General features: G+C 64.4%; 33 protein-coding genes and 1 pseudogene. 5 read left to right on the forward strand and 29 right to left on the reverse strand.

From position 1 onward, the window contains the following. Positions 1-7 precede the first annotated feature (7 nt). From PSPA7_RS03255 to PSPA7_RS03345, 19 genes are all read right to left on the reverse strand, one after another. Positions 8-1,972: a phage tail-collar fiber domain-containing protein gene (locus PSPA7_RS03255; protein WP_012074130.1), complete on the reverse strand. Its 1,965-nt coding sequence runs from the start codon at positions 1,970-1,972 to the stop codon at positions 8-10. Between the two features lie 11 nt (positions 1,973-1,983). Then, the gene (locus tag PSPA7_RS03260) at positions 1,984-2,508 is read right to left on the reverse strand and encodes a phage tail protein (RefSeq protein ID WP_012074131.1); all 525 of its coding nucleotides are present in this window, start codon (positions 2,506-2,508) and stop codon (positions 1,984-1,986) included. Next, positions 2,501-3,673: a baseplate J/gp47 family protein gene (locus tag PSPA7_RS03265; protein WP_012074132.1), complete on the reverse strand. Its 1,173-nt coding sequence runs from the start codon at positions 3,671-3,673 to the stop codon at positions 2,501-2,503. The genes PSPA7_RS03260 and PSPA7_RS03265 overlap by 8 nt, the downstream gene beginning before the upstream one ends. Next, positions 3,670-3,990: a DUF2590 family protein gene (locus PSPA7_RS03270; RefSeq protein WP_012074133.1), complete on the reverse strand. Its 321-nt coding sequence runs from the start codon at positions 3,988-3,990 to the stop codon at positions 3,670-3,672. Before PSPA7_RS03270 ends, PSPA7_RS03265 begins: the two co-directional genes overlap by 4 nt. Then, positions 3,987-6,041 (reverse strand): phage tail tape measure protein, encoded by a 2,055-nt coding sequence (locus tag PSPA7_RS03275; RefSeq protein ID WP_012074134.1) that lies wholly within the window; start codon positions 6,039-6,041, stop codon positions 3,987-3,989. Before PSPA7_RS03275 ends, PSPA7_RS03270 begins: the two co-directional genes overlap by 4 nt. Positions 6,042-6,055: 14 nt before the next feature. Then, positions 6,056-6,196: a DUF6890 family protein gene (locus PSPA7_RS32345; protein ID WP_012074135.1), complete on the reverse strand. Its 141-nt coding sequence runs from the start codon at positions 6,194-6,196 to the stop codon at positions 6,056-6,058. A 23-nt stretch (positions 6,197-6,219) separates the two neighbouring features. After that, the gene (locus PSPA7_RS03285) at positions 6,220-6,507 is read right to left on the reverse strand and encodes a putative phage tail assembly chaperone (protein WP_012074136.1); all 288 of its coding nucleotides are present in this window, start codon (positions 6,505-6,507) and stop codon (positions 6,220-6,222) included. Further along, positions 6,504-6,989, reverse strand: coding sequence for a lysis system i-spanin subunit Rz (locus PSPA7_RS03290; RefSeq protein WP_012074137.1), 486 nt, complete (start codon positions 6,987-6,989; stop codon positions 6,504-6,506). The genes PSPA7_RS03285 and PSPA7_RS03290 overlap by 4 nt, the downstream gene beginning before the upstream one ends. Next, entirely contained in the window at positions 6,986-7,447 is a 462-nt protein-coding gene (locus PSPA7_RS03295; protein ID WP_012074138.1) for a lysozyme, read from the reverse strand. Before PSPA7_RS03295 ends, PSPA7_RS03290 begins: the two co-directional genes overlap by 4 nt. Further along, the gene (locus PSPA7_RS03300; RefSeq protein ID WP_025297585.1) at positions 7,444-7,749 is read right to left on the reverse strand and encodes a hypothetical protein; all 306 of its coding nucleotides are present in this window, start codon (positions 7,747-7,749) and stop codon (positions 7,444-7,446) included. The genes PSPA7_RS03295 and PSPA7_RS03300 overlap by 4 nt, the downstream gene beginning before the upstream one ends. Continuing rightward, positions 7,749-7,958, reverse strand: a complete 210-nt coding sequence (locus PSPA7_RS03305; RefSeq protein WP_012074140.1) for a TraR/DksA family transcriptional regulator — start codon at positions 7,956-7,958, stop codon at positions 7,749-7,751. Before PSPA7_RS03305 ends, PSPA7_RS03300 begins: the two co-directional genes overlap by 1 nt. After that, complete coding sequence (locus PSPA7_RS03310; RefSeq protein WP_012074141.1) at positions 7,958-8,407, reverse strand: DUF2597 family protein; 450 nt, start codon at positions 8,405-8,407, stop codon at positions 7,958-7,960. The genes PSPA7_RS03305 and PSPA7_RS03310 overlap by 1 nt, the downstream gene beginning before the upstream one ends. A 3-nt stretch (positions 8,408-8,410) precedes the next feature. Continuing rightward, the gene (locus PSPA7_RS03315; RefSeq protein WP_012074142.1) at positions 8,411-9,526 is read right to left on the reverse strand and encodes a DUF2586 domain-containing protein; all 1,116 of its coding nucleotides are present in this window, start codon (positions 9,524-9,526) and stop codon (positions 8,411-8,413) included. 11 nt (positions 9,527-9,537) lie between these two features. Beyond that, positions 9,538-10,203, reverse strand: a complete 666-nt coding sequence (locus tag PSPA7_RS03320; RefSeq protein WP_012074143.1) for a phage virion morphogenesis protein — start codon at positions 10,201-10,203, stop codon at positions 9,538-9,540. Next, positions 10,196-10,633, reverse strand: coding sequence for a phage tail protein (locus PSPA7_RS03325; protein ID WP_012074144.1), 438 nt, complete (start codon positions 10,631-10,633; stop codon positions 10,196-10,198). Before PSPA7_RS03325 ends, PSPA7_RS03320 begins: the two co-directional genes overlap by 8 nt. A 1-nt stretch (position 10,634) precedes the next feature. Further along, complete coding sequence (locus tag PSPA7_RS03330; protein WP_012074145.1) at positions 10,635-11,096, reverse strand: head completion/stabilization protein; 462 nt, start codon at positions 11,094-11,096, stop codon at positions 10,635-10,637. A gap of 97 nt (positions 11,097-11,193) precedes the next feature. Next, complete coding sequence (gene gpM, locus PSPA7_RS03335) at positions 11,194-11,931, reverse strand: phage terminase small subunit (RefSeq protein WP_012074146.1); 738 nt, start codon at positions 11,929-11,931, stop codon at positions 11,194-11,196. Then, complete coding sequence (locus PSPA7_RS03340; RefSeq protein WP_012074147.1) at positions 11,928-12,950, reverse strand: phage major capsid protein, P2 family; 1,023 nt, start codon at positions 12,948-12,950, stop codon at positions 11,928-11,930. Before PSPA7_RS03340 ends, gpM begins: the two co-directional genes overlap by 4 nt. Further along, complete coding sequence (locus PSPA7_RS03345; protein WP_034019549.1) at positions 12,950-13,903, reverse strand: GPO family capsid scaffolding protein; 954 nt, start codon at positions 13,901-13,903, stop codon at positions 12,950-12,952. The genes PSPA7_RS03340 and PSPA7_RS03345 overlap by 1 nt, the downstream gene beginning before the upstream one ends. Before the next feature lie 157 nt (positions 13,904-14,060). Between PSPA7_RS03345 and PSPA7_RS03350 the strand changes: the two genes are divergently transcribed. The 3 genes from PSPA7_RS03350 to PSPA7_RS03360 are packed head-to-tail and all read left to right on the forward strand — an operon-like array spanning position 14,061 to position 17,181. Beyond that, positions 14,061-16,109, forward strand: coding sequence for a terminase large subunit domain-containing protein (locus PSPA7_RS03350; RefSeq protein ID WP_012074149.1), 2,049 nt, complete (start codon positions 14,061-14,063; stop codon positions 16,107-16,109). Beyond that, positions 16,021-16,875, forward strand: coding sequence for a phage portal protein (locus PSPA7_RS03355; RefSeq protein ID WP_034019547.1), 855 nt, complete (start codon positions 16,021-16,023; stop codon positions 16,873-16,875). The genes PSPA7_RS03350 and PSPA7_RS03355 overlap by 89 nt, the downstream gene beginning before the upstream one ends. A gap of 45 nt (positions 16,876-16,920) precedes the next feature. After that, positions 16,921-17,181 carry an ogr/Delta-like zinc finger family protein gene (locus tag PSPA7_RS03360; protein ID WP_023122741.1) on the forward strand — a complete coding sequence of 87 codons (261 nt, stop codon included), beginning with the start codon at positions 16,921-16,923 and terminating at the stop codon, positions 17,179-17,181. On the opposite strand, the gene PSPA7_RS32350 is transcribed toward PSPA7_RS03360, so the two are convergent. From PSPA7_RS32350 to PSPA7_RS03405, 10 genes are all read right to left on the reverse strand, one after another. After that, entirely contained in the window at positions 17,157-17,366 is a 210-nt protein-coding gene (locus tag PSPA7_RS32350) for a hypothetical protein (protein WP_012074151.1), read from the reverse strand. The two genes, PSPA7_RS03360 and PSPA7_RS32350, sit on opposite strands and share 25 nt — an antisense overlap. A 358-nt stretch (positions 17,367-17,724) precedes the next feature. Beyond that, complete coding sequence (locus tag PSPA7_RS03370) at positions 17,725-18,006, reverse strand: hypothetical protein (RefSeq protein WP_012074152.1); 282 nt, start codon at positions 18,004-18,006, stop codon at positions 17,725-17,727. Then, complete coding sequence (locus tag PSPA7_RS30710; protein WP_012074153.1) at positions 18,003-18,233, reverse strand: hypothetical protein; 231 nt, start codon at positions 18,231-18,233, stop codon at positions 18,003-18,005. Before PSPA7_RS30710 ends, PSPA7_RS03370 begins: the two co-directional genes overlap by 4 nt. After that, positions 18,230-18,445: a hypothetical protein gene (locus PSPA7_RS03375; RefSeq protein ID WP_012074154.1), complete on the reverse strand. Its 216-nt coding sequence runs from the start codon at positions 18,443-18,445 to the stop codon at positions 18,230-18,232. Before PSPA7_RS03375 ends, PSPA7_RS30710 begins: the two co-directional genes overlap by 4 nt. Then, the gene (locus tag PSPA7_RS32355; RefSeq protein ID WP_034019545.1) at positions 18,432-18,845 is read right to left on the reverse strand and encodes a hypothetical protein; all 414 of its coding nucleotides are present in this window, start codon (positions 18,843-18,845) and stop codon (positions 18,432-18,434) included. The genes PSPA7_RS03375 and PSPA7_RS32355 overlap by 14 nt, the downstream gene beginning before the upstream one ends. A 67-nt stretch (positions 18,846-18,912) precedes the next feature. Then, positions 18,913-19,269: a DUF7673 family protein gene (locus PSPA7_RS03385; protein WP_012074155.1), complete on the reverse strand. Its 357-nt coding sequence runs from the start codon at positions 19,267-19,269 to the stop codon at positions 18,913-18,915. A gap of 15 nt (positions 19,270-19,284) precedes the next feature. Then, positions 19,285-19,686, reverse strand: a complete 402-nt coding sequence (locus tag PSPA7_RS03390) for a hypothetical protein (protein WP_012074156.1) — start codon at positions 19,684-19,686, stop codon at positions 19,285-19,287. Continuing rightward, positions 19,658-19,858, reverse strand: a complete 201-nt coding sequence (locus PSPA7_RS03395) for a hypothetical protein (protein WP_012074157.1) — start codon at positions 19,856-19,858, stop codon at positions 19,658-19,660. The genes PSPA7_RS03390 and PSPA7_RS03395 overlap by 29 nt, the downstream gene beginning before the upstream one ends. 430 nt (positions 19,859-20,288) lie before the next feature. Next, on the reverse strand, positions 20,289-22,982 hold the full coding sequence (locus PSPA7_RS03400) for a toprim domain-containing protein (protein WP_012074158.1): 2,694 nt from the start codon (positions 22,980-22,982) through the stop codon (positions 20,289-20,291). A 10-nt stretch (positions 22,983-22,992) separates the two neighbouring features. Further along, complete coding sequence (locus PSPA7_RS03405; RefSeq protein ID WP_012074159.1) at positions 22,993-23,235, reverse strand: hypothetical protein; 243 nt, start codon at positions 23,233-23,235, stop codon at positions 22,993-22,995. Positions 23,236-23,328: 93 nt separating this feature from the next. Here PSPA7_RS03405 and PSPA7_RS03410 point away from each other — a divergent pair, with 93 nt between their 5' ends. Then, positions 23,329-23,565 (forward strand): helix-turn-helix domain-containing protein, encoded by a 237-nt coding sequence (locus PSPA7_RS03410; protein WP_012074160.1) that lies wholly within the window; start codon positions 23,329-23,331, stop codon positions 23,563-23,565. Positions 23,566-23,695: 130 nt separating this feature from the next. Next, positions 23,696-24,535: pseudogene (locus tag PSPA7_RS33110) on the forward strand (phage integrase); the annotation flags it as partial. Between the last annotated feature and the right edge of the window lie 100 nt (positions 24,536-24,635).

Consider the following 24,635-nt stretch of genomic DNA (forward strand, 5'->3'; position numbering starts at 1 on the left):
GGGGGCCTCAGTACTTGATACAAATGAGGACGGAGACGTTACGCGGGCGGGCCTCGCTGCCGCCGCTGGACTCGACGTAGATCGTGTGGTTGTGGGTGCCTTCGAGTGCGGCGACACCAGTGACGGCGTGGGTGTGATCACCGGCAACGTCTGTCGTACTGTTGGACGCATTCCCTACCAGCGTTGCCAGGCGTGTGCCGCTAACCAGTGCGGTGGCGTTCACCGAAGCAATGCTGTGGCTGTGCGCGCCTGCTGCCGCAGCGGTCCCGGTTACGGTGTGCGTGTGGCCGCCATTGCCGCTACTGCTCGCGCCGTGGGTATGAGCCAGGTTCTGGCTCGACTGGAGAGTGCCCAATTGGCGCCCCAGGTCGAGTCCCCGACCGTCGTCCAGTGCGCGCAAAAATTCGCCGCGATAATCCGGCAGGTTGAACGTCGTCGATCCATCTCCCGCGCCGTAGTAGGTTCCGATAGTGGCGAACAGAGCGGCGTAAGCGGTACGGCTGACGGCGGCGCCGTTGGCCTTCAGGTAGCCCGCCGGTGGGCTGTACATGGCGAATGCCACGACGGCGCCGGCGGGTACGATGGCCTGGGGGTTCAGGTTGCCGCTATGCCAGATTTCCAGGAACGGGGCCCAGGTGTAATTGCCAGAGCGGAACATCAGTTTGTTTTCGGGGCTTTGCCCAAAAAACAGTTGCGACGCACGGGTTTCTCGCTCGCTGTAAGCGAACGTCGCGACGACGCCGTAGCTCATGCCGAAGATCTCGGGAACGTATTCGGTCGCCGGGGTGAACTTGGTAACGGATGATTCATAGATGTTCACTGAGGCGGCGACCGGACTGTCATTCGTTCCCCAGCCGAATGCGCCGACCTCGAGGAGGTCGCCGGCGTCGGTGCCGACGTCTCGCCGTGCGGCAGTCCCCAGGCTCTTGGCAAGGTCGTCCAGATCCTGGGCGGCCCGGAGCTGGACGGCCCGGGTCGCCTTCGTCGTGGCCAGCACGTCGCCGCGATCCAGGGCCGGGTCGTCGCTGATCGCGTTCGGGATCTTGTCCAGCCCGACGTCCGTCTTTGTCGTCGCCCGGGCGCGCAGCTTCGGATAATCGCCGACCTGGGCGGCCCAGTGATCCACCAGCGGTCCGGTGATGGGTTTCGGCAGGCGCCGGTCGGCCACCAGATTGCCGCCGGCGTCGAGATCCGCGAGCGGGACCAGGTAGTGACGGACGCCGGCGCTGTCGGTGTAGTCGGTCTGGTTGGTGCCCCAGGCGATGGACCAGGACGCCACGACGTCGGACTGGCTGCGCTGCAGGCGCACATCGAGCCAGGCCGTGTTCGGCAGCGACGGTGCGGCGATACTGACGTCCTCCGGCGCGTGAACGCGGATTCCCTCGACGTAGGCCAAGCCCGCCTTCAGGCGGTAGTTCGTGCTTGCCTTCTCCAGCAACAGACCGGTCGAAAAGAACGTACCCCGGCCGAACATATCGCGATTGGCCAGGCGCTCGCGCTCGTCGATCCCGGCCAGGCGGACGGTGAAATCGTGCTGCCAGGTGCTGGCATCGATCGTTATCCCGGTCAGTTCCTGGGCACCGTCGAACGCCACCAGGAAGTTGCGCGTCACGTTGTTGCCGATCTGCAGCGGCGGGCGGTTCTTGCGCTTCTGCTGGACAGGCACGTATGCGACCGCCAGCAGGACCTTTTCCGCCGTCTCCAGGCCGATCCAGTTCCAGTCGAAGTCGCCCACGTCCGAACCCATCATGAGGCTGTAAACCACCTGGTTGGGGTTGACGTAGCCGGCCTGGGTGACGGGCGCAGTGTGGACGATCTGCTGCGCCGGCGGCAGGGCCGCGTCGCGATCCACAGGGCTGGTGGGATCCAGCCCGGGGACCAGGGCGAGCACGAAGCGGCTGACCTCCAGAATCTTCTTTTCGCCCAGCTTCTGGGCAATCAAGCGTTCGCCGGCGGCGGTAATGCGTGCCATGTGTTCGGCTCCTAAAGGGTCGCGACCAGGGTCTGTTGGTCGTCGTTGAAATCGACGGCGACGACGTGCAGCGTCACCGGGGTGATGGTCTGGAAGTCGTAGCGGCGGCAGGTGCGCCCGTACTGTTGCACCAGGACGCGCAACAGCTCGGGATTCGCGGACAACTGCGAGTCGGTCAGCGTCAGCAGCACGACGTCCCAGTCCCGACCGGGCATGCGCTCCTCGATCTCGACATAGCCGACGCCGAGGCGCTGCAGGATCCGCTTCACGCCAGCGACGGAGCCGGCATCCACGGCGTTGACGAATGCGTGCTTCACGCGCAGCCGGTAGAGGGGTTCCGGCTCGCCGCGAAACCGGCTGATATCCCGCTGCCAGGCGAGCAGATCCAGGATCGTGAGGTGGCAGGTTTCCGCGTCGAGCTGCAGCAGCGGCCAGCGCAGCCAGCCCTCGGCCCGCTCCCACCAAGCCTGCGCGGCGCGGCGCAGCTTGGCCAGCTCGGGGCCGTCCAGCCAGAAGGGCAAGTGCAGCTTAATCATGGGCGACCACCTGCAGGCTCTGGAGCCGGGGGATATTCAGCTGCGACAGAATGTCGGTGTTGTCGAAGTGCAGGGACTCCAGGCGCGGGAACTGCTCGTGCAGCTCCTCGGCCAGGCGGCTGAAGCTGAAGCGCGACTGCGGGTAGGTCAGCGTCGGCTGGTAGTCGCTGGCCGTGCTTTCGCGGAAGGCGGCGCGGATGAACTGCTCCACCTGGGTTTTCAGCTCGGCGCGCTGCTCGATGCTGAGGTTAGCCCGGGGCCAGATCTCGACGCGCACCTGGTGCAGCGTCTCGGGCATGACGAACACCTGGAGATCGTCGCCGTGGCCGTGGTTGCCCTGGTCGCGGATGTAGGCGTTGATCTGCTGCAGGTACTCGTCCGCCGGCACGCCGGCGTCGAACAGCACGAACGCATTGGCTGAGCCGGGGCCGCGCGGGGCGCCGTGCTCGAAATAGACGCCATCCGGGCGCACGCCCTGGAACCCGGAAATCATCGCCCGATACACGGCGTCGGTGTGGTACTGGTTGACCGCTGAAAACTGGTTGCGCACGCGCAGGCGCAGCTGGCTGTCGGGCTCCGAGTCGGCCCCGGGCTGGGTCAGCCACCCATCCGGGTTGACGACTTGGACGATGCCGGGGACCGGCACGGGGAGAATGGCGTAGTAACCGGGCGCCAGGTTGAACCCGCTGCCCGGCTCGACGGCCTGGACGGGGATGGCCACCTGGGTCTGTCCATCGTTGAACAGCCCCGGCTGGGTTGTCTCCAGCTCGTAGACGTGGCCGTTGATCGCGGCGGATTGCACCCGCGTGCCGGCGGGCACTTCCAGCGTGCTGGCCGGCGCGGCGCGGGTGAACAGCAGCGAGCCCAGGGCGCGGGTCGCCGGCTTGCGCTCGACGTCCACTGCCCAGGCCAGCATGTCGAGCCAGGCGCCGCCGGCAGTCTGAACAAAGAAGTTCGGCAGCACGGTGCCGGCGACGAACTCCAGCAGGGCCAGGACCGGCTTCGTCACCAGCGCGGTGACGATGCGCCAGAACGGCGAATAGGCGCTGGTGTTGGACAACAGCGAGCCCTGGGCCTCGACTTCCTTTTCCCACGCCTTGCGCAGCTCGGCTTCGGTGGTGGGGATGCCGGCATCGCGCAGTGCGGCCTTGAAATCTACAGTCACAGCGTTACCTCGATTGCGCCGAATTCAACAGTGGTGGCCGTGACCAGGTAGCGGCCCGGCCCCTCTTCGATAATCCGTACTGTGCCCGGCACCAGGCGTTCGTCGGACTCCACCAGCAGTTCCAGCTGCTGGATACAGTCACGCTGCCTTAGCCGGCTGCGCTCGGCGACCAGCGTGACCAGCAGGCCGCTTTCGCGGATCAGGTGGGCGATGTCCTGAGCGATGCTGGCCCGGTCGTCGACCAGCCGCGGCTGGTGGGACGGGTCCAGGTCCAGGTCGTTGCCGACGATCAGGAGATCGATATAAAGGGCAGTCATCCGGCCATCTCCAGCAGCCCTTCCAGTTCGTGCGGTGTCAGCGGCTTGTCCGTGCGGATCTCGACTTTCTCGATGTGCGTCCCTCGGTCGGTGCGGTTGCTGTTCTGGATCGTCTGCAGCAGCCCGCCGCGCGGCACGCTTGCGGGCTGGCTGGGGCTCAGGCTCGGGATCGCTCGGTTGATCGCCTCGCGGGCGCGCTGGGCGGCGTCCATCCGTTCTGTGGCCACTGGCGCCGGCGGGACGGTGGCCTGGGGCAGCGCCTGCAGCGCTGGCACGTCCGGCAGCGGTGCGACCTGGGGCAGCAGGACCAGCGGCTGCGCGGGGATCCGTGGCGCGGTGGCGTGCTCGAGCACGGGCGCGACCGACTGCTGCAGCGCCGGCAGCTCGGCCGGCTGAGGTGCTGCCGGCAGATCGCCAAACTCCGCGTCGATGCTCACCCCGGGAATCAGGTTCAGCAGCTGGATCAGGCCGCGCAAGGCCTTGCCCAGCATGCCCAGCGGGGTCAGGTTGGCCAGCACCTTGAGCAGCCCGCCCCAGGCATCAGTGGCGCCGGCGGTGCTTTCGCTGAGCAGGCCCAGCGACTGGGCGAACTTCACGCCCATGTCCCACAGCTGGGCGAACTTGTCCCACAGCAGGCCGAGCAGCGCGCCGAGGATCCGGAACAGCAGCACCACCGGCGTGACCATGATGACGATGGCCTGGAACCAGCTGGTGTCGCCGAACGCCGCCCGCAGCTCGTCCCAGTAGACGATTGCGCCGACGACGGCGGCGGCCAGGGCGATGAACGCCAGCACCAGCAGCGCGACGGGGCTGACCAGGACGGAAAACAGGCTGAGCAGGCCGCCCAGCACGGTCAGCATGCCGGCGGCCGCGACCAGGCCGAGCACGCCGAGGGTGATATAGCCGAGCCAGCGAGCGATGTTCGGGAACATGACAAGCCAGCGCTGGAACGTGTTGCCAGCATCGCGCAGGCCTTCGATCAGTGGGTTGAGTACCGGGAGCAGGACCATCCCGAAGGAGATCCGGATATTCTCGATCACGCTGTCGAGCTGCTGCCAGGGATCGACCATCGCCCGCGCCATCTGCTCGGCGCGCTCCATCCCCTTCACTTTTCCCAGCTGGTCCAGGTTGTTGGCCAGGGCGCCGGTGTCCTTCAGCAGGGTGACGATCATCCGCGCCGCCTCGCCGCCAAACGCGCCGGTGATCGCGTCCAGGTCGCTCTGCTTGGTCAACTGGCCGAACTTCACCTGCAGCTTGTCCAGGATCTGCATGATGGGCAGCAGCCGGCCGCCGGCGTCGGTGAACTTCATGCCCAGCTTGTCCTGGGCGGCGCTGACGTTTTCGAAGAACGCTTTGTAGAGCCCGCCTGCCTCGCCGCCTTCCATGGTCTGGCTGAGCGTGCCCAGGACCGCCATCTGCTCCACCAGGTCGGCGCCGGCGGCCGAGGCGCCAATGCCCACGGCCTTGAATGCGTCGTTCATCTGCGCGCCGGACGTGCGGAACAACTGGACGGCGCGGGCGGTCTGCCCGGTCAGTTGCTCGACCCACTTTGCCCGGCCCATCGCATCGGCCTGGCCCTGGAACAGGCCGTACATGGTGCCGATGTAGGTCGTCATGGTGTCGGCGTCGGCCTTCGTGGCCTTGGCCAGCACGTTGGACGCGCTGGTGATGCTGGCCAGCTCGCTGCCCACCAGGCCCTTGATGGCGCCTTCTACCTGGTAGGCCGAGCGCACGAACGCCGAGGCGTGTTCGCCGTAGTTCGCGGCGAACTCCATCGACGCCTGGTTCAGCTCGTCCAGGGCGTCCTGGGCGACGCCCAGGGACTGGATCTCGCCCAGGGCGCCGGTCTGCTCAAGCGCCGGGGCGAGCGATTGCCGGAATGCCATCAGCGAGCCGACCACGCCGGCGATGCCGGCGCCCACCTGCATGAACCCCCGTTTGCCGACCTCGGCCACGTCCATCAGGCTTTTGCTGACCTTCGCGGCCGGGGCCGTCACCTGGTCGATCAGGCGTAGCACAAAGTCGAGTTTCGCGGTGCTCTTGGTGCTCATGTGGTGGTCCTAAATCAGCCTTTCAGGGCCTTGGCGATGCCGTTTGCCACGGCGATTTCCATCCGCCGCCAGTGCTCGTCCTCCAGCCACTTGGCCGTGCCCAGGTTGTCTGCCGTGGGCGCGGCGCCAGGTAGCCAGCGCTCGGCCAGGGCCATAAGTTGGCCAAGGCCGTCGTCGGTCAGTCGCTCGGCTCGGTCGAGCGCTTTTTTACGGTGACTTCAACGTCGGGGGCGTACTCCTCGAGGAGCGCGCCGGCGAGCTTCATGACCGTCATGGGGTTGGCCAGGTGCGGGCGCAGGGACGCCAGTTGCTCCTGCTTGACGGTGCTGCGCAGGAGGTTGTTCGACGGCGCGACCTTGTTGTTCTGGGTCACGGCGTTGAAATAGCGGGTCACGTCCGCCGGGGTCAGGGTGAACAGGAATTCGGTGTCCTGGATCTCCAGGGTGATTTCGGTGCGTTCGGTCATTGCGTGGATCCTTGGGGTTGGGTGGAAAAGGAGCGGGAGCAGCTGCGGGCATAGTCCTGCAGGGCCAGCACCATGCGGCGGGTCAGGGCGAGATCGTCGCGGAGGGCGTAATAATCCTGTCGAGCCGTTCTATCGAGTTCGGCGGCTCCTGCAGCAGCCAGGCCGGCGGCGCCGGCATCGGTGGGCACAGGGGCGGGGCAGGTGGCCTTGACGTGCAGCCGCTGACGGCCAGCGTCAACAGCAGCGCGCAGGCGCTCGTTCGCGTTGCGTTCATCGTTCAGTTCCTGGGTGTGCTTGAGGTCGAGGGCATCGCGGGCGGCCAGCAGCTCGCCGGCGACCTGCGCGGCCTGCTGCAGCCCGGCGACCTCGCGGCGGGCGTCCTGCAGGTCGCGGGATGCCCGGTCGTTGGTGCGCTGCAGACAGCCGCGCTCGATCAGCAGCGCGACAAGGCAGGCGACCAGGGCGAGTAGGACGCGGCTCATAGACCGATCTCGCACAGTTCGCGCTCTGCTGCGCGCCGGCGAACCAGGCCGCCGAGCTTCTTCCCGCCGGCGTAGACCCAGCGCGACAGCTCGGCGCAGGCGCCGCGCACGTCGCCGGCGTTGAGCTTGCGCAGCAGCGTCGAGCGGGCCAACTGGCCTTCGCCGACGTTGTAGACGAACGAGCCCAGGGCGGCGCGGCGGGTGTCGGGCAGCGGCACCAGGACCTGGCGGTCCACGGCATCGACGGCGCGCTGCAGCTCGCGTTCAAGCAGTGCATCGCACTCGGCCGGGGTCGCCCTGTCGCCCATGCGCACGCCGGCGGTGATGCCCTCGCAGATCGTCGGGATTCCCACTGGGTCCAGGTAGGCCACCAACGAACGCCCCTCGAACGGCGCAACCAGGGCGGCGGCCAGTGCCAGCACGCCGCCGCCGGCGGCCAGCTTGGGCGGCAGCTTCATGGCATCACCCCGCGCAGTAGGTGTGGTGCGACCATCTGGATAACGGCCCACAGCGCGCTGGCGACGCCCAGTGCCCAGGCGATCTTCCGGCCCAGGCCGTCTACGGTGACGGCCAGTTTCTGCTGGCCCTGGTTCAGTTCGTCGAGCTGGTCGGTGACGTGCTCGAACTGTTGTTCCAGGCGGGTCAGCCGGGGCGGTACGTCGCGGTTCAGGCGCTCGACGTCGGTCAGGCGGTGATCGATGACGGCCATGTCACGCTCCAGTTTGCCGAGGCGGCCGGCAGGCGTAGTGCGGTTGCCCATCAGCGGCCCCCTTTCTCGAAACGGGCCTGGCACGGCGTGCAGCGGATGATCCCGCCCAGGGCGCGGCGCGCCTCGGGGATCTGCTCGCCACATTCCTGGCAGTGGGTCAGGCTCGGCCCGCTGGGCCGGACGCGCACCTGGTGCGCCTGCAGGGCCAGTTCGCGGTCCTGCAGCTCGCGGGCCTGGGCGCGGTCGAAACAGTCGGCCATCAGCGCAGGTCCTCGGTTTCGCTGGCGTCCAGATACGGCACGCCGTTGATGCGGATGAAGTCGGGGCTGGTGACGTCGAAGGGCACCTTGTGGGTGGTCTTGCTGCCGCCCTTGGGGTCGATATCCAGCAGGCTGGAAACCTTCAGCTTGCAGCCGAAGGCCTCTACGCGGACTTCGCTGTCGCCCGCCTTGGCGTAAAAGAGGGAATCGACCGGCTCCAGCTTGCGGAAACTGCCGGCGCGCTTGGCCGCCTCGATCAGCAGGGCGAAGTTCGCGGCGTCCAACTCGTATTCGCCGCTGGCGGTCACGTCGCCGTCTACGAATCCATCCGGCACGCCACGGGTCTGGGCTACCGCGCTGTTGTCGGTGATATCCAGGGTCGCCTTCTCGACGTGGACCTGCAGGTCCCCCAGGGTGATATCGAAGTTCATTCCAGAGATGCGGGCCACGGCTTACTCCTCGTCGCCGCCGGACAGATCCAGCGCGATGTTTGCGGTCAGGGTTTTCGGGCAGTTGTAGGGGCGGACCCGGATGAACGCCTCGATCTCGGTGCGGCTCTTCCAGGTCAGCACTACGTCACCGTCCAGCGGCGGCTGGATCTCGCCGGGGAACACAAGGCCGGCAAAGGTGGTGCTGCGGCTCATCTCGCGTAGCGGGCGCATCAGCGCCGAGGCGGTGGCCGCCATGCTCGCGGGGGTGTTGTTCACGCGGCGATCCGCGACACGCTGAATCAGCAGGATCCGCACGCGGCGGGCGGCCTTGTCGGCGACGCGCAGGTTCTCCACGACGTTGAAGTCGCTGCCCGGGGCGTCGAGCATGTTGCCGTCACCCCAGAACACGCCCGGATAGTCGGGGTAGGTCTGCGGGACCGAGTAACGGGCCTTGTCCAGCTCGGCCAGGGTCGCCATGTCCAGCGGAACGCCGTCCTTGTCCTTGGGCGTCTCGCCCAGGGCGAGCACGGCGCCGGTGGGGACGCGCATGGGACTGTCCGCGATGCTGGCTTCGTCGGTGGCCAGGCGCCCGGCGAGGACGCCGAGGTTGTTGCCGTGCAGCTGCGGCACGCACAGCACGCGAGGCGCTGCCAGATCCGCGACCAGGGCGCGCGCCTGGCTCAGGTAGGTGGCCCAGTCCTGACCCTCGACCAGGCCGGCAACGGCGGCCATCACGAACACGCGGCGGCCGTAGCGGTTGCTCAGCTCCACAGCGGCGGCGTGCATCTCCTGCAGCTCGGCGGCGGTGGCCACCGGACGGGTGATGACCACCGCCTCGACCGACACGCCCTGCTGTTGCGCGGCGGCCAGGGCGTCCTGCCAGCGGCCGTCGGCGCCGATGGGCGCCGCCATGCACGCCCAGCGCGGGCCACCGTTGGCGCGTGCGGCCGCGATCTGGCGTTTCAGGTCCGCGTCCGGGATCCCCAACTGAACGTCCAGGTCGGACTGGGTGTTGAGGGCCAGGAATTTGCCGACGTTCTTCGACGCCGGGCCGATGAAAAGGAAATAGCGTTCGATAGCCGTCACTGGGCCTTGGCCGAGGTTGAGGTTATTGACGCTGACGCTGCCTAGAGCCATGTGGGGCCTCGTTATCGGGGTGAGTTCAGGATTTGTTCCAGGAGCTGGGCGACCAGACGCCCGGTTTCGTCCTGGGTGATGCCGAGAAACGTCCGCTTGGGCAGCGTGATTTCCCAGCTCTGTGGCCCGGGCTGCTCGTCGCGCAGGACGCGGATCAGCAGCCCGGCCTGGAGAAACCCGACGTGCTCCTGGATCCACGGCACGGACGGGCGCGACAGCCCGCGCTTGCCGGCCTGGCGCACGCGAAACCCCAGCCGGCGCAGGCGCTTGGCCTGTTTCTCAGTGCATGCTTGGTTCGGCTGGACGCGGTTCCAGCGGCGCATCTGCGCGGCGGTGCGGCGCTCGGTGTAGCCGTCCTGGTGCTGCCCGGCGATATGGCCCATCAGGCCGTTCCGCCAGCCCAGGACGCCCTGGTCGGCGTTCAGTTGGGTGACGTTCAGGTGCTTGGGCTTGACCAGGCCCGCAAGCATCTTGCGGCGGCCCTTGCGCTTTCGCGGTTCAAAGGGCGTACCGTCCGGGCTCTGCTGGCCGGAGACGTTGCGGCGGGCCTGGGCGCGTACGCGCTTTAGCGCGTTGTTCAGCAGACGCCGGCGCAGCTGCGGCGGCAGCGTCGCCAGCGCCAGCTGGGCACGCACGCCGAGCAGGCCGCGCAGGTCGAGATTCAGCGGCTCAGCCATGGCGCACCTCGCCATGTTCGGCAATCCACAGATCGAACGGCACGAACGCCCAGCGCCGGCCGAACGCCTCGATCTCGCCGGCGGAATCCTCTGCCAGGTGGACCGGCTCGACGAACTCCACGGCCAGCTCGACGTCGGCCAGGTCGCGGTCCATCTGCTCGACGTCGAACACCGGATCCGGCAGGCCGTCGCGGTCGGGGTCGTTGTTCTCAAGCCAACTGCCGACCAGCGCCATCAGGCGTGCGGGGTGGTCTGCCAGCCGCTCCAGGATGATGACGGCGCGATAGCGCATGTCGCCCAGGCGCAGGCCGCGTTCCTCGGGCTTCCAGACCAGAGCCAGGTTCACCTGCTCGGCGAACGAATCCAGCTGCTCGGCGGGGACCAGACGGCGTTCGATCAGGTACGCGGTCAGGGCGCGCAGCTTGTTCATATCAGATCAGCTCCGCCGTGATGCGCGACCGGCCCTGGATCAGGCGGACGGCCTGCTGGCTGTACGAAAGGAACAGCTCGCGGGTCTGTTCGGCTTCTTTCGCCAGGTTCTCGGCTTCGGGACGGCGGTTGACCGTTGCGAACTGGCCCAGCAGCTGAGCCTTGGCGCGGCAGTAGACGGCGCGCTTGTAGTGCGCCACGTACTCGGCGCGATCCGGCAGCACCTGCGGATCTGCGGTTTCCAGCCGAGTGACCCCGGCGGTCTGCCAGGCGCGCTTGCGCTTGGCCAGGTCCTGGTTCACCTCTGCCCGGGCGGTGGTCACGCCGTCCACCAGCAGATCCAGCAGGTATTCCGCCGGCATGCGGTACAGGCGCTGGAACTCGGCGACGTCCAGGTCCGGCCAGAAGCCGTCGTTGGGGATGGCCTGCTGGATCACGTGGGTGGGTTTGCCGGAAAAGCTCATGCGTGACACTCGAATAGGGCGGGGCTGACGCCTTCGGGTTGAGCGGACTACAGGTAGCCGTCTCGCCTGGGCGCGCCCCGCTGCGGGGGGTAGTCGGTTATGGGGTGGGCGGGGGCTCGTCGCCCTCGTCGCTCTGCTTTGCCGCCTCGGCCTTGGCCAGCGCCTTGGCGGCGGCAGCGCGGCGGGTGCCGACGCCGATTTCCGGATACAGCTCCACGGCTCGGTCCAGGTGCTCGATGGCCTGCGCCCATTCCTCGTTGTCCATCGCCAACTGGCCCAGGAGCTTGTGGTAGCGGGCGGGGATCCGCTCGAACAACTGCCACTGGCCGTCCACCAGCGGCAGCAGGTTCGAGACGTAGGGTTCCGGCGCGCGGCCGGCCTTGTACTCGGCTTCGGCCCAGTCGATCACCTCATCGGCGACGAACGTCTGGACGTCGCGGCGCTTGAACCGCTCGGGCATCTCCTGGCCATCCCCGATGGCGAACAGGGCCAGTTCCAGGCCGGCTTCGAACTGCACAGTGTCGAACAGCCAGACCAGCACCTGGACCAGGACCGGATTCGGGTAGACCAGGCCGGCGGCGCGGTAGCGCTGCACATAGTCCAGATACTTGGGCAGCAGCTCGTCGCGCTTCAGGCGCTGGCGTTCCTCGCGGCTGTTGATCGCGCTGATGCGCTCCAGGTCGCCATCCAGGGCGGTCAGCATCAGGGCCAGGTGCTTCTGCGCGTTCGCTGGGCTGTTCAGGGCCTCGCTCGGGTTGTAGGCCGGGACGGTGGCGGCACCAGCCGCCACGCCCTCGGCCAGAATCCGGCGCTTGTGGGCCAGGGCCAGGCTCACGGCGCAAGCTCCACGGAATCGGATTCCAGCGCAGCGAACTTGCCCAACTGCTCGATCACGTAACCTTCATTGCGACCGTTGTAGTCCTCGACGCGGGAGCGCTTGGGGTTCTCCAGCAGATGGCGCCGCCAGCTGGTGTCCTGGAAGTAGATCGACAGGTTGTCCCAGCTCGTGACCATGATTCCCTTGACCGGGAAGAACGGCACCAGGAAGGACGGCAGGCCGCCATAGGTGGCGATCACCTGGGCTTCCTCGATCCGCTCTTTCTCGGTCGGGGTCTGCCCCTGCGCGGCATACAGCTTGCCCTTGTCGTATGCCAGCAGGTCGGAACCGATGATCGCCACCAGGTCGCCTTCGTCACGGAACACAGGGTCGATCATCTGCTTGACGTCGTGCACAGCCGCGTCGAGGTTGGCATAGTCGCCACCCTTGCCAATAACGATTTTCTTGGCCGGGTCGGCAGATTTCAGCACCTGTTCCGGGATCAGCTCGCGGGCCAGTTGCAGCCAGCCTTTGTTCACGTCCTGGAGCATCGGGAATTGCTGAAGGTCGGTCTGCTTGGCCGCATGGGTGCCGTGGAAGCCGATCAGGATCCGGTCCAGGGCGATGCGGCGCTGAACCGCCGCCAGGTAGCGGTCGGCAAAGTCCGGGAACTTCGCCCAGCTGTCGATGGTGGCGAACTTCAGGGCCACGTCCGTTTCGGTGTGGAAGAGTTCGTATTCGTTGTTCTTCAGGTCCAGCAGGTCGCGGGGCTCGCGGTCCTTGGTGCTGGTGTCGGTGCGGCTCGACGCAGGTCCGTTCAGGCCCAGCAGAACCTTTTCGCCCTTGATCTCGCTGACCGGGACGACGTTGATGCGACCGAGGAAGTCGGCGCGCTCGGTGATCTGGTCGTTGAGTTCCTGGGCGTGGGTGGGCTCCACTGCGAAGGTGCGGGCGGTGTCGTGGACGTTATAGGCCTCGGCCATGTCCTCTTGGAGTTGCTGGTACTGCGCCTGGGCGCGTTCGCTGAGGGCTCCCATTAGCGCAGCCCCTTACCGCGAGCCTTGGCGGCGGCGCCAGTGGTGCGCGGGATCTTGCGCCCCTGGGCGGTGTTGAGCAGCTTGGCCATGGTGTCCTGCAGCTCATCCATGCGGGCGCTGAGTTCCTTGGTTTCCTTGCCTTCCTTGCCCTTCTTGCGCTTGAAGTCGCGTTCTTCGTCGGCCTGGTCCACCACGTCCTGGACGGCGGCGCCAACGGCATCGACTTGTTCCTGGGTGTCGCTGGTGTCCACGTCTTCGACGACGGGTTCGATCACTGCCTGGAGCCCGGCCAGGATGATAACCAGTTGATCGTAAAGGGCCTTGAGGGCCTTGGCGGTGGCTTCATCCATTGGTTCTACCTCGTCGGATGATGGGTTTTCGGTGGGGGTGTTGGGGACGCTGAAGAGCTTGAACACGCGGGTTAGCGAGGCGATCAGGCCGCGCACCTCGGGCGCGGTCGCGCCGTCGTCTTCGCGCAGGTTGCTGAGGGGGTGGGAATTGGTGAAGAAGCGGACGCCAGCGCCGTTGGGGCGGCGGCGGGAGAAATACAGTTCCTGGGTGCGGGTGCTTGCCGGCTCGTCGGTGACGGCCATCCCGGAGAGGTAGCAGCGGCCGGAATTGCGGAAGTTCGGCCAGATCTCGATGCTGGAGAACAGACCTTTGCCCTGGTCGTTCAGGGCCAGCAGGTCGTCGTTCGGGCGCAGGCGGGCTTCCAAGCTGACCTGGCCGGGCTCAAGTTCCGGGTCGTCCTTTGCTTCGACCAGGCGCACTTCGTAGACCGTGCCGTGGGCGCCCCTCCAGCGATCATGTTCGGCCCAGATCGTCGCCGTGTAGAAACTGCGGTCGTAGGTTTCCGCGCAGTCGCGCAGTTCCTGCTCGGTGATGACGCGCCCGTCTACGGTGTCGCCGCTGACGGCCACGCGCTTCCACGGTGAAACAAGGGAACGGGGCATTCGTGGTGCTCGGTTGGTGTCGTTGAGCGCCACGATAGGGAGCGGAGAAGGGCCAAGAAAGCGGATCCACTGCGCGTTCCTGCGATCTGATTTCGTTAGTAAAAACAGGCAGTTGCGGAGCGCGTTAGGGCGATTTTCGGCGCATAGACTGCGCCCCATGTCGTACTCAATCGAAGTGAAGGAAGCCGCCAAGCGGCTGTATCTCCGGCGGGCGAAGCCGAAGGAGATACAGGCCCAGCTGGGCCTGCCCAACGTCCGCATCGTCTATTACTGGATCGCCCGGGGCGGCTGGGACGAACTGCTGACAGATGAAGAACCCCTGGCCGCGATCAGCCGGCGGATCACGCTGATTGCGGAGAAGCCTGGGGCGTTGTCGAAAGCAGACCTGGACGAACTGGACCGACTGACCTCGATCCGCGAGCGCCTGCAGAAGCAGGCGGCCAGGCCTGCGCCGTCACCTGCAGGCGAGCCCGCACCGGAAGCCCGCGCCGAGCGCGGCCGGGAGCGCGGCGAGCGTCCGCCACGAGAGGGCAAACGCAAGCCCAAAAAGTTGAAGAATGACGTCTCCGGCGTGACCGAAATCGACTTCCTGGACAAGTTCACGTCGCGGATGTTCGGCTACCAGCTGGAGCTGTTCGCGGCGAAGAAGAATCCGCTTACGGCGCGGATCCGCCATATCCTGAAGTCGCGCCAGATCGGGCTGACTTACTACTTCGCCGCCGAAGCGTTCATGGACGCGGTGCTGACCGGGGACAACCAGATTTTCCTGTCCGCGAGCCGCGCCCAGTCCGAAGTGTTCCGCAGCTACATCGTCGCGTTCGCCGCGCAATGGTTCGATATCGAGCTGTCCGGCAATCCCATCATCTTGAGCAAAGACGGCAAGCCGTGGGCGGAACTGCGGTTTCTCTCGACGAACAGCAACACGGCGCAGAGCTACCACGGCCACGTCTACATCGACGAAGTGTTCTGGATCCCCAATTTCCAGAAGCTGCAGACGGTGGCCAGCGCGATGGCCTCGCATGCAAAGTGGCGCCTGACGTACTTCTCCACGCCCAGCGCAGTAACGCACCAGGCGTACCCGTACTGGACCGGCGAGGAGTTCCGCAACAGCAAGCGCGGAAAGAAGGCCGGGCCGTGGCCCAGCGAAGCGCAGATCCACGCCGGCGCGTTGTGCCCGGATGGGCAGTGGCGCAAGGTCATCACGATTCAAGACGCCATCGCCGGCGGCTGCAACCTGTTCGACCTGGAGCGCCTGCAACTGGAGTACGACGAAGAGCGCTTCGAACAGCTGTTCATGTGCAAGTTCATCGACAGCACCCAGGCTGCATTCGCCTTGGCCGACCTGGAGCGCTGCTATTCCGACTTGGGCCTATGGACCGACTACGACCCGGACAGCCCGCGGCCGTTCGACAACCGCCCGGTCTGGCTCGGGTATGACCCCAGTCGAACCCGCGACGACGCGACGTGCGTTGTCGTTGCTCCGCCCCTGGAGCCGGGCGGCAAGTTCCGGATCCTGGAGAAGCACAGCTGGCGGGGGACGTCGTTCACGCATCAGGCAAAGCAGATCGAGAAGCTGTGCGAGCGCTTCAACGTCCAGCACATCGGCATCGACATTACCGGCGTCGGTTACGGGGTGTTCGACCTGGTGAAAGACTTCTTCCCCCGGGCTACTCCGATTCACTACAGCCTGGAGGCGAAGAACGCCCTGGTGCTCAAGGCCCAGGACGTGATCCAGGGCAAGCGCATCGAATGGGATGCCGGTTGGACCGAGGTCGCGGCGGCGTTCCTGTCGATCAAGCGCGGCACCACGGCCAGCGGCCTGATTACCTACAGCGCGTCTAGGACTGAGGCAACCGGCCATGCCGACGTCGCATGGTCGATCATGCACGCGCTGGCTCATGAACCCCTGAACACCAACAAGCGGCGGCGCAGCCGCTATTCCCTCAGCAGCTCGACACAGGCGACCCATGGCAAAGCGAAAACCACGGCAGCAGGCACAACAGCGCAACGGCGCGCGCGCGTTCTCGTTCGGCGCACCGGAACAGGTGCTGACACAGAATATCGGCGAGTACCTGGGCGTCTTCGCCAGCGAGTGCGGGCGGATCTACCTGCCGCCCGTGTCGCGCCAGGGGCTGGCCAAGCTGCTGCGTGCAAACCCCCATCACGGCGCCATCGCACCGTTCAAGCGCAACCTGCTGTTGCGTGACTTTCTCCCGTCCCTTGGGCTCAGCGTGCAGACGATGCGCTGTGTAGGCCTGGACCATATGGTGTTCGGGGAATGCTTCCTGTACCTGCGCGAGAACATCGCCGGCCAGGTCCTGGAGCTGGAGCACCTGCCGGCGATCAACATGCGTTGCCGATTGGACGGCGGGTACACCATGTTACTGCCGCATGCTGAGGAACTGGAGTTTGACCAGGACGAAGTGCTGCACCTGAAAGAATACGACGTGGAGCAGAACATCTACGGGATACCCGACTACTTGGGCGGGCTCCAGTCGCTGCTGTTGAACGAAGCGGCGACACTGTTTCGCCGGCGCTACTACAGTAACGGCGCCCATGCCGGATATGTGTTCTATACGAACGACGAGAACTTGTCGGAAGAAGATGAAGAGAATCTGAAACAGCAGATTGCGGCAAGTAAGGGAGTCGGAAACTTTCGCTCTATGTTCGTCAACATCCCAGGCGGCTCTGAAAAGGCGATCCAGATAATCCCGGTCGGCGATTTCCAGGCGAAGGACGAACTGGAGAAGGTCAAGAACATAACTCGGAATGATGTTATCGCCGCGTGGCGAATGAACCCGGCGCTGGCGGGAATTATTCCGGAGAATAGCGCTGGATTCGGTGACATTGAGAAGATCGACCGGGTGTACATGAATAACGAGATTCGTCCGATCCAACAGCTGTTCCTTCAGGTGAATGAAGTGCTGCGGGAGGATCGCCGGATTGCGTTTAAGGAACCTGTATCGGGCTAGCTGTTATGGCAGAATGGGTTCCTATAACGGAACCATGGGGGCGAAATGCGAGTTTATTGCAAGGTGTGCGGAGAGAAGGCGCGGATTGCTACGCGAGAGGACATCACCCCGGAGTTCGCCAAACTCTATTGCCAGTGCCTGGACGCGAAGGGCTGCGGGCATAGGTTCGTCATGAACCTGTCTTTTTCGCATACCTTGGTTCCGGCGGCGGAGCCTCTGGACCGGCTGCTGTTTGACCGGCTCCGGGAGTTACCCCGCCACCTGCAGGTTGAGCTATTTAATCAGCTCGGGGCCTTGCGGTCCTGAACCAGGAGCGTGGACGCGGTATCGTTCATGCGTTGGTCTAGCCACTCCATGACGATCTGAGCGCCCAGCCGCTCTTCCACGCCTAACTGGCCATGGCAAACGGCAGCACCAATAAATTTCATGACATACCTACTATCGTCCAGGCCTTCGCGGATTGACGTTAGGTTGACTGTCTGAAATTCCATGAAAACAACTCCCTTACTGCGTGTTTTCCTAACTTTACTTTTATGAAAATTACATAGTCAAGTGTGAGGGAGATAAGCGGAAAAGTTAGAATTAATGTAGTATGTCTGATGATTTTTTCTTTAATATTTTCGCGTCAAGATTGGGGCTTTTATGGCGAATTTATTCGGTAATAGAGTGCCGTGAGGGCTGAAAGGTTCTAAGGGTTGGGGATGGTTTTTATTTTATGTTCGTGATTTTGGATTGCTATGTTTCATATTCTTGAGGTTAGCGGCTTCTGCTTATTTTGATCTCGAATACAACTATCACTATAGATAGGGGGTAATAGGAAAGGGCGCCGAGGCGCCCTTTTCTATTTGGCTACTGCTGTTCCCCCCATCCCTCTTGGTCGTCGAGTCCGTCAAAGCGCACAACGCCGAAGCGTCGAGCGCCGACAGGATCCTGCAGGCCCACCAGGAACTCGCCTTGCGGCAGGGGCACTTGGACCACGCCCAGGCCGGTAAAGTAGTTCAGGACGCCGGAGGCCTCGAAGATCACGAAGCTGGGCGGTAGGCCTAACTGGGCCTGGGCCTGGCGGTTACGCTCCGGGCTGACGTTGAATACCTGTCGCTCCTGGACGTGAACGGGGGCGCCGTTGCTCATGCTTTCTTCCTCCTGTGCTGGTCGCAGATCGCCGTCCTGGTGGTGACGAAACCGCCCCGGTCGCAGTGGTGGACGGCCAGTGTGGCCGCACCTGGACAAGCTGCTGCCGGGGCTTTCTCGGTGCGCAGGTAACAGCAGTTGCCGCACTCCGGGCGTTCGTTCACGTCCTGCCAGCGCAGCGCGTAGCGTTTCTGTTCTTCCAGAGTGCCGTGGCGGTCAGCTTTCATGCGGGGCCACCCTCTGCCATCAGCTCGGAACGGCGCAACTGGGCGCGGGCATTGAGCCAGGCGCGGCAGTCCCCCGGGGTGCTGCTGCAGAAAACTGGAGGCCGCCCGGGCTTGGTGAATTTCAGGTGCAGCCGCTTGGTCTGCTGGACGGCGTAACCCATTGCCCTGGCCAGCTTGCACAGCTGGCGGATCTCGTCGTTACGAACGCGCATCTGCGACCTCCCGGACGTGCCGTCCGCCTTTGAACAGAGTGCGCCGGCCGCAACAGTAGGGATGCGGCGCATCCTTCGTGATTAGCACCAGGTGTGTCTGTCCGCAGTCGGGGCAGAGGTGGCAAAAGTGGGTGAACTCGCCGGGCACCAGCTCGATTGTCTGGAAGATCCAGCGCTGGTCCAGATGCTCCCGCAGTTCCAAGGTCTTGGGGTCCATGCCCAGTTTCTCGGTCAGTCGCTCGGCGGCCCGGCAGGCGTTTTCGGTGCAACTGGCTGTCTGCTTATGGCCCTTCGCCCGGGCAACATAGGTGCCGGTCGAGAAGCGAACGCTGATGGTGAGCGTATTGGGCCGTGGGGTGGTAGTCTCAGCGGCGCCGCCGCCTTGGGTTGCTACTGTCATTGGTGTGTCCTCGGTTGGTGGTCGGCGTCGGGGAGCGGCAACTCCTCGACGCCTCTTCTTCATGCCGTCAGGCGTTCGGTTTGCGGGGCGCCCACATGCTGCTCAGCAGAGCCCAGACCAGGCGGCCGTCCGCGTCCTTTTCCACGCGCTGGCGGACGTTAAGCCGGCCTGCATGATCGACGGCGAGGATCTGCAGGCAGGCATCCAGTTGCACATGCTCCAGGCGGCGCAGATCGTTCAGGTTGAAGGGGTGTCCGGCTCCGTCGTCCAAAGCGAGCAGGAAGCGTCCGATCACGCTGCCCTTTTCGGTGTGACACAAGGCCGCTGGTACCAACTGTTTCAGCGCGGCGGTGGTGGCTCTCTCGATTAGAGCTGTCACCAGTACGGCTTCCAGGGTCTGGCGTGGCGTCTGTTCGTTCTGCATAGTGCTTCTCCTATCTCAGTTGCTTGGGGTTTCGCGGTGGTGGGCCAGCAGGCCGACCACCACCTGGAACACTTCATTTCCGAGTCTGCAGGCGGCCAATTGGCCGAACTCCAGACCCACTTCCTGACTGAGCCATGCCGACCGCTTGAAGCCGGCCAGGCTGAGCATGGTCAGCAGCAGTACCTGGCGGGACGTGTCCAAGGTCCGAAAGGCCTTGAGCAGTTGCGGTAGGTGCGCGTCCTCGATCACGGGTATTTCCCAATGCCTCGCCGGTGGTAGTTGCAGCAGCGGCAGGCCCAGCAACTTGGCGCCACGCCGCCAGCAGTGCAGAAAGTCCTGGTGCGCGGTGGTGCTTGCCAGGTCGAACGGGCCGCAAACGCGGGCCAATTCATGGGTGAGCGGTTGGCTTGCGTTCATTCCTGCGGATCTCCTTCTGTTGCTCGTTCAGTCGCTTGCGCATGTCTTCGCGGTATTCCTCCGAGTGCTTCGGATCGGCCAGCCATTCGGTGATCTCTTCGCGCCTCCAATGGCGCAGAACGTGGCGGGCCAGGCAGTCGCGGCGGTATGCGATATCGGCGGGCAGGCTCATGCGATCCCCCGTAAGAAGGTCTGCGGCGCGTACTCCCCCGGAACGTCTGGAAGGAGTGGAAGGCCGTGGCGGCGGCACCTCTGGAACCCGCGTGGTTGCTGGGCTGATTTTTTTGGGGCTCCTTCCACCTGGGGTGGAAGGTGGTGGAAGGTTGTTGCATGCCGGTAGGGCTGTAGGCCACGCGGCTCTAGGCCTCCAGCCGACTCTGCCGAAAAGCCCGAAAGTGGAAGGTTGATGGAAGGTAGTGGAAGGAAAAACCTTCCAGGGCCTTCCGCTGGTACGCGGCTTGCTTTATCGGTGTAACTGACTGTATTCATTGAACTATTCCTATTCCTTCCAGATATTCCAGATATTCAGGGTGAGTACACAGAAAGCCTTTCCACTCACCCACGAACCCATCCCGGAAACTCTCCAGGCCACGGAAGACTGGCTATCCAGCCCTTTTGAAGATCCAGCAGTTGATGGAGCGCTGTTCCAGGCGGGAATGGCACTTGCGAGTCTCGATGAAGGTGTGCGTGCGGCTTTGCCTCAGGTAGCGTTGGAGCAGGGCCGTAGGCAGCACCTCCTGGCCGGCAGCGCGGCAAGCCTGCTGGAAGTGGTTCAGGTTGACGGCGATCAATCCCTTTTCCGTGCTGTGGTTCAGCGTCTCGCGGATCTCGTGGTGGGTTTCGCCATCGCTGTCCGTCACGGTGACGGTCTGCTCGTTGAGGTAGTGGTAGATCTGCCAGAACTGGGCGGCGGTCTTGTTCTCTGCGGTGCAGCTCTGTTGCCGATCTAGGGCGCGGGCCTCCAGATGGCGTGCCAGGGATTCCAGATCACGATCGGTCCAGGCCGGGAACAGCGATTGAGTGGCCTTGGCCGCCGCCATGACCTGGGCGTGGCAAAGCACGATCCGGCTGTGACTGACGCCGCTCTGGGACATGAACCGCTGTTCGTAGTGAGGAAAGGCCTCGAAATAGCGCTGCAGCCAGGCGTTCTCTTGGCACAGAACAGCACGCAGGTAGCCCGCCAGTTGCTCGACCGGGATAGCTTTCAGGCGGTCGGCCAGGGGCTTGAGGTCGGGGCTATGGTGGTCCAGCGTCATGTGCAAATAGACGATCCTGGTCAGGATCGCTTCCGAGCCGTCCACCATGGTGTTCTGTGAGATACAGACCGCCCCCCGGAAAATCAGCGCCTCCGTATCGCTGTTGCCCGACTTCACGCCGGTGACACGCAGCTTGGCGTTATGGTCGAACAGCGGTTTGATTTCATCCCAGCTGTATTGCTCAGTCAGGGTGCGCCCCATGGCGTCGGTCTTTTCCCGGTCGGACTCTAGGAGCACCACGGGCATGTTAGAGACGGCAGACATGGCGCGGAGTAGACCGATGCCGGATGCGCCGTTGCCGCTGGGCTTGATGCCTTCCTCGTCCTTGCGGCCAATCAAGCGCCAGAGGAACCGAAGCAAGGTGGTCTTACCGGACCCGGCGACGCCGGTCAGTTCCAGGAAAGGCCAGGAGGACTGCGCGCTGCGGATCTGCTGGGCAAACAGGGTACCGGTCCACCAGGACAGCGCCGCCAGGCCGTTGAGGCTGAACACTGCGCGGAAGTCTGCGAACCAGGACGGGTCGAAGGCCTCGCCCTGGAAGACGGGGTAGCTACGCGCCGAGGTCTTCAAACCGTCGCCGCCAATGTCCAGAAAGCCATGGTCGTTGGTCATGATTTCCTTGCCTTTGTGGAAGCCGAAGGAGGGGTAGCAATAGGCGCCAGTGGCTTCGTCGTAGCCAATGAAGGGCAACGTGCGAACGGTGCTGGGGTTGCGTAGCCACTCGCTTTTGAGCATGGCCAGCACCCGTTCGCCGCCTTCGAACATGCCGCCTGGGGTGCGCTCCAGTAGAGCTTTCGTGAAGCCTCGCGGCTCGGTTATCGCGCTCGGCGGCAGCGGCTCTTTGCAGTTCAGGCGGGAGTTCGGGAAGTCGAACTGGAAGAAGTAGCGCTGCTCGCCGGTGATCGCATCGCGCTCGATGTATTCGAAGCGCGGGACACAGTTGGCCACCTGGCTGATGGTTGTGTGTTTGGCGAACTCGGGCTGGTGTCCGTCCACGTCGTCGCCATCCAGATCTTTCTGCAACTCGGTGAGGTTCACCCGGGCCGAGTACAGGCAGTTGTCGAACTCGACCAGGAAGAACGGGCGCGGTCGCTTGATGTACAGCAGATAAGCCTTCTTCATCGGCGACGTGGCGCAGAACAGCCGGCCCCGGTAGCACGCTTCCTGCAGGAATGCGTCGTCCAGCTGGCCGTCGCGGTACACGTCGTCCCAGTCGCGCTTCTTCCCGTCGGCCCGCTGCCCGGCTAGGGCTACCCAGCCGATTTCCCCTCGCTTGCGGATCCCTGCCAGGTACTTAGGAATCACTGCATGGGCAGCTGGGTCATCATCCAGGGCGATGATCCAGGTAATGAGTTTCCCTTTGTTCTCTTCGAGGATTCGCCACGGGAAGTTGTTGGCCGAGATCGAGGCGATCACCTTATAGCCGGCGAGCCACAGCGCGATGGCGTGGAAGATCCCTTCCACGATGTACACCCGGTCGTTCTTCTCGTAGGTCTGGCCAGTTGGCTCCCAGCCATCGCCCTTGTACGTCATCCCTTTGCGGATCCCGGCCTTGTCGCCTTCGTTCGCGGCCACGGCGCGGGCGTCGATGATCCGTTCCCAATAGCCATTGCAGAGCGGGAAACGCACTGTGTCCGCCCAGGATCCGTTCGCCATCGGCCGGCGGCCCTGGGTGTACCAGCCCGCGATCTTGGAAATGTCGAAGCCGCGGCTGCGCTGCAGGTAGGCGTCGGCGGTGGCGTTGGGGTTCTCCGGCGTCGAAGGGAAGCGCTCGCTCAGATTCTCGAAGAGGTGGCGGTAGCGTTCGCGGGTTTTCTCTTCGTAACCACACTGGTTCAACCGGTTGCATTTCAACTGGTAGGGCTTGCTCTTGCTGATGTACAGCGAGCGCTTGCCGCAGCCCGGACATTGCCCTTTGTTCAGGTACTCGTCCGAGGCTTCGTGCGGTTTGAAGTCCAGTTCTCTGTCGTTCTCCAGGGCCGGGATCACGTCCTGGCGGTAGATATCTTCGAACTGCTCTTGGGTGCTGCGTGCGGTCATTGCCGGCCCCTTACTGCTTACCGGCCTTGCCGTTCGCTTTTTTCTCGGCGCGTACCCGTTGCGCCTGCTCGGCGGCCTCCATGGCCAAGTCGATCATGTTGATGAAAACCGTTCCTTTGGCTTCGCCTGGCCACTTTGGGCGGATCAGGAATTCGCCGCGCTCGATCTTGTTTCGCACGGTGCGTTCGTTGAGGCCAGCACGCCTCGCAAACTCGTTTGGCGTCACATACGGCGTGTCGATGGTGATCTGCATTCTGCTAACCTCCGCAGGGATATTTTCGGAATAAGTTCCTTACGCGGAACCTATGTTGGTTCCTTAAGTGGAACCTGTCAAGAGAGGGGAAGAATGGATTTGCCAGCGAAGTTCAAGGCGATACGTGCCAAGGAAAAGCTCACTCAGGCGGAGTTCTGTGCCTTGGTGGAGATCAGCATCAGCAGTTGGAAGAAATACGAGGCATCCATAATCGACATGGGGGCCACTCCCCTCCTGAAAGTCACCAATCACCCCCGTTTCCTGAAGTACACGCTGTGGCTGATGACAGGGACCACGGCTCCAGCGTGCGGCCAGGTGAGCCCGGAGTGATCCCGTGACGATCAGGAAGCTGGACGATGGCCAGTGGCTTGTGGATTGCCGGCCCGAGGGGCGCTATGGCCCCAGGATCCGGAAGAAACTACGGACCAAGAACGAAGCACTGAACTTTCAGAACAGGATCATGGGCGACGGGGCCCGGGGCGAGTTCGAGAAACGCCCGGCCCGCGACGAACGCCGGTTGTCTGAGCTGGTGCGGCTGTGGTTCTCATTGCACGGCCAGAACCTGAAAACGGGGGCCGAGCGGCTGCGTCTGCTGGAAGCGATGGCCGAGCGCATGGGCGATCCGAAGGCCTACCGGTTCGATGCGGCGATGTTCGCGCAGTATCGCGCCGAGCGTGCCGAGGGCCAGCACGTTCGATCCAGCGTCGGCAGGGGCCGGCGCAAAGGGGCGGCGGGTAAGGGCGTCGGTGCAAACACTCTGAACCATGAACTGGCCTACCTCAGCGCCGTTTTCAGCGAGTTGAGCCGGCTTGGTGAGTGGCGGGGTGACAACCCGCTGGCCAGCGTGCGCCCGCTGAAGTTCGACGACGCGGAGATGGTGTGCTTGGAGCTTGACCAGGTTGATGCGCTCCTGGACGAACTCAACACCCGGGACTCAGCGGCGGGGCTGATCGCCGAAGTCTGCCTATCCACGGGGGCGCGCTGGGGTGAGGCCGAGTCCCTGCAGGTGCGCCAGGTGCATGGCGGCATGGTGCATTACAGCCGCACGAAGTCGAGTAAGAACCGCTCTGTCCCGATCTCCAAAGACCTAGAGCGCCGCCTGTTGGCCGCGCTGCCATTCCGGAGCGGTTACAACACGTTCCGCCGGGCTGTTGAGGCTGTTGGATTGGATCTGCCGGAAGGGCAGCTTACACACGTCCTGCGGCACACGTTCGCGAGCCACTACATGCGCAACGGTGGCGACATCATCACGTTGCAGCGGGTCCTGGGCCATGCCTCGCTACAGATGACCATGCGCTATGCCCATTTCAGTCCTGGCCACATGGCCGAGGTGGTCCACCTGCACCCGCTCGCTGGACGGTGTGGACCTTTTGTGGACCAAGGTGAGGAAATGAAATCGG

It is taken from the genome of Pseudomonas paraeruginosa PA7, assembly GCF_000017205.1.
GTDB lineage: Bacteria > Pseudomonadota > Gammaproteobacteria > Pseudomonadales > Pseudomonadaceae > Pseudomonas > Pseudomonas paraeruginosa.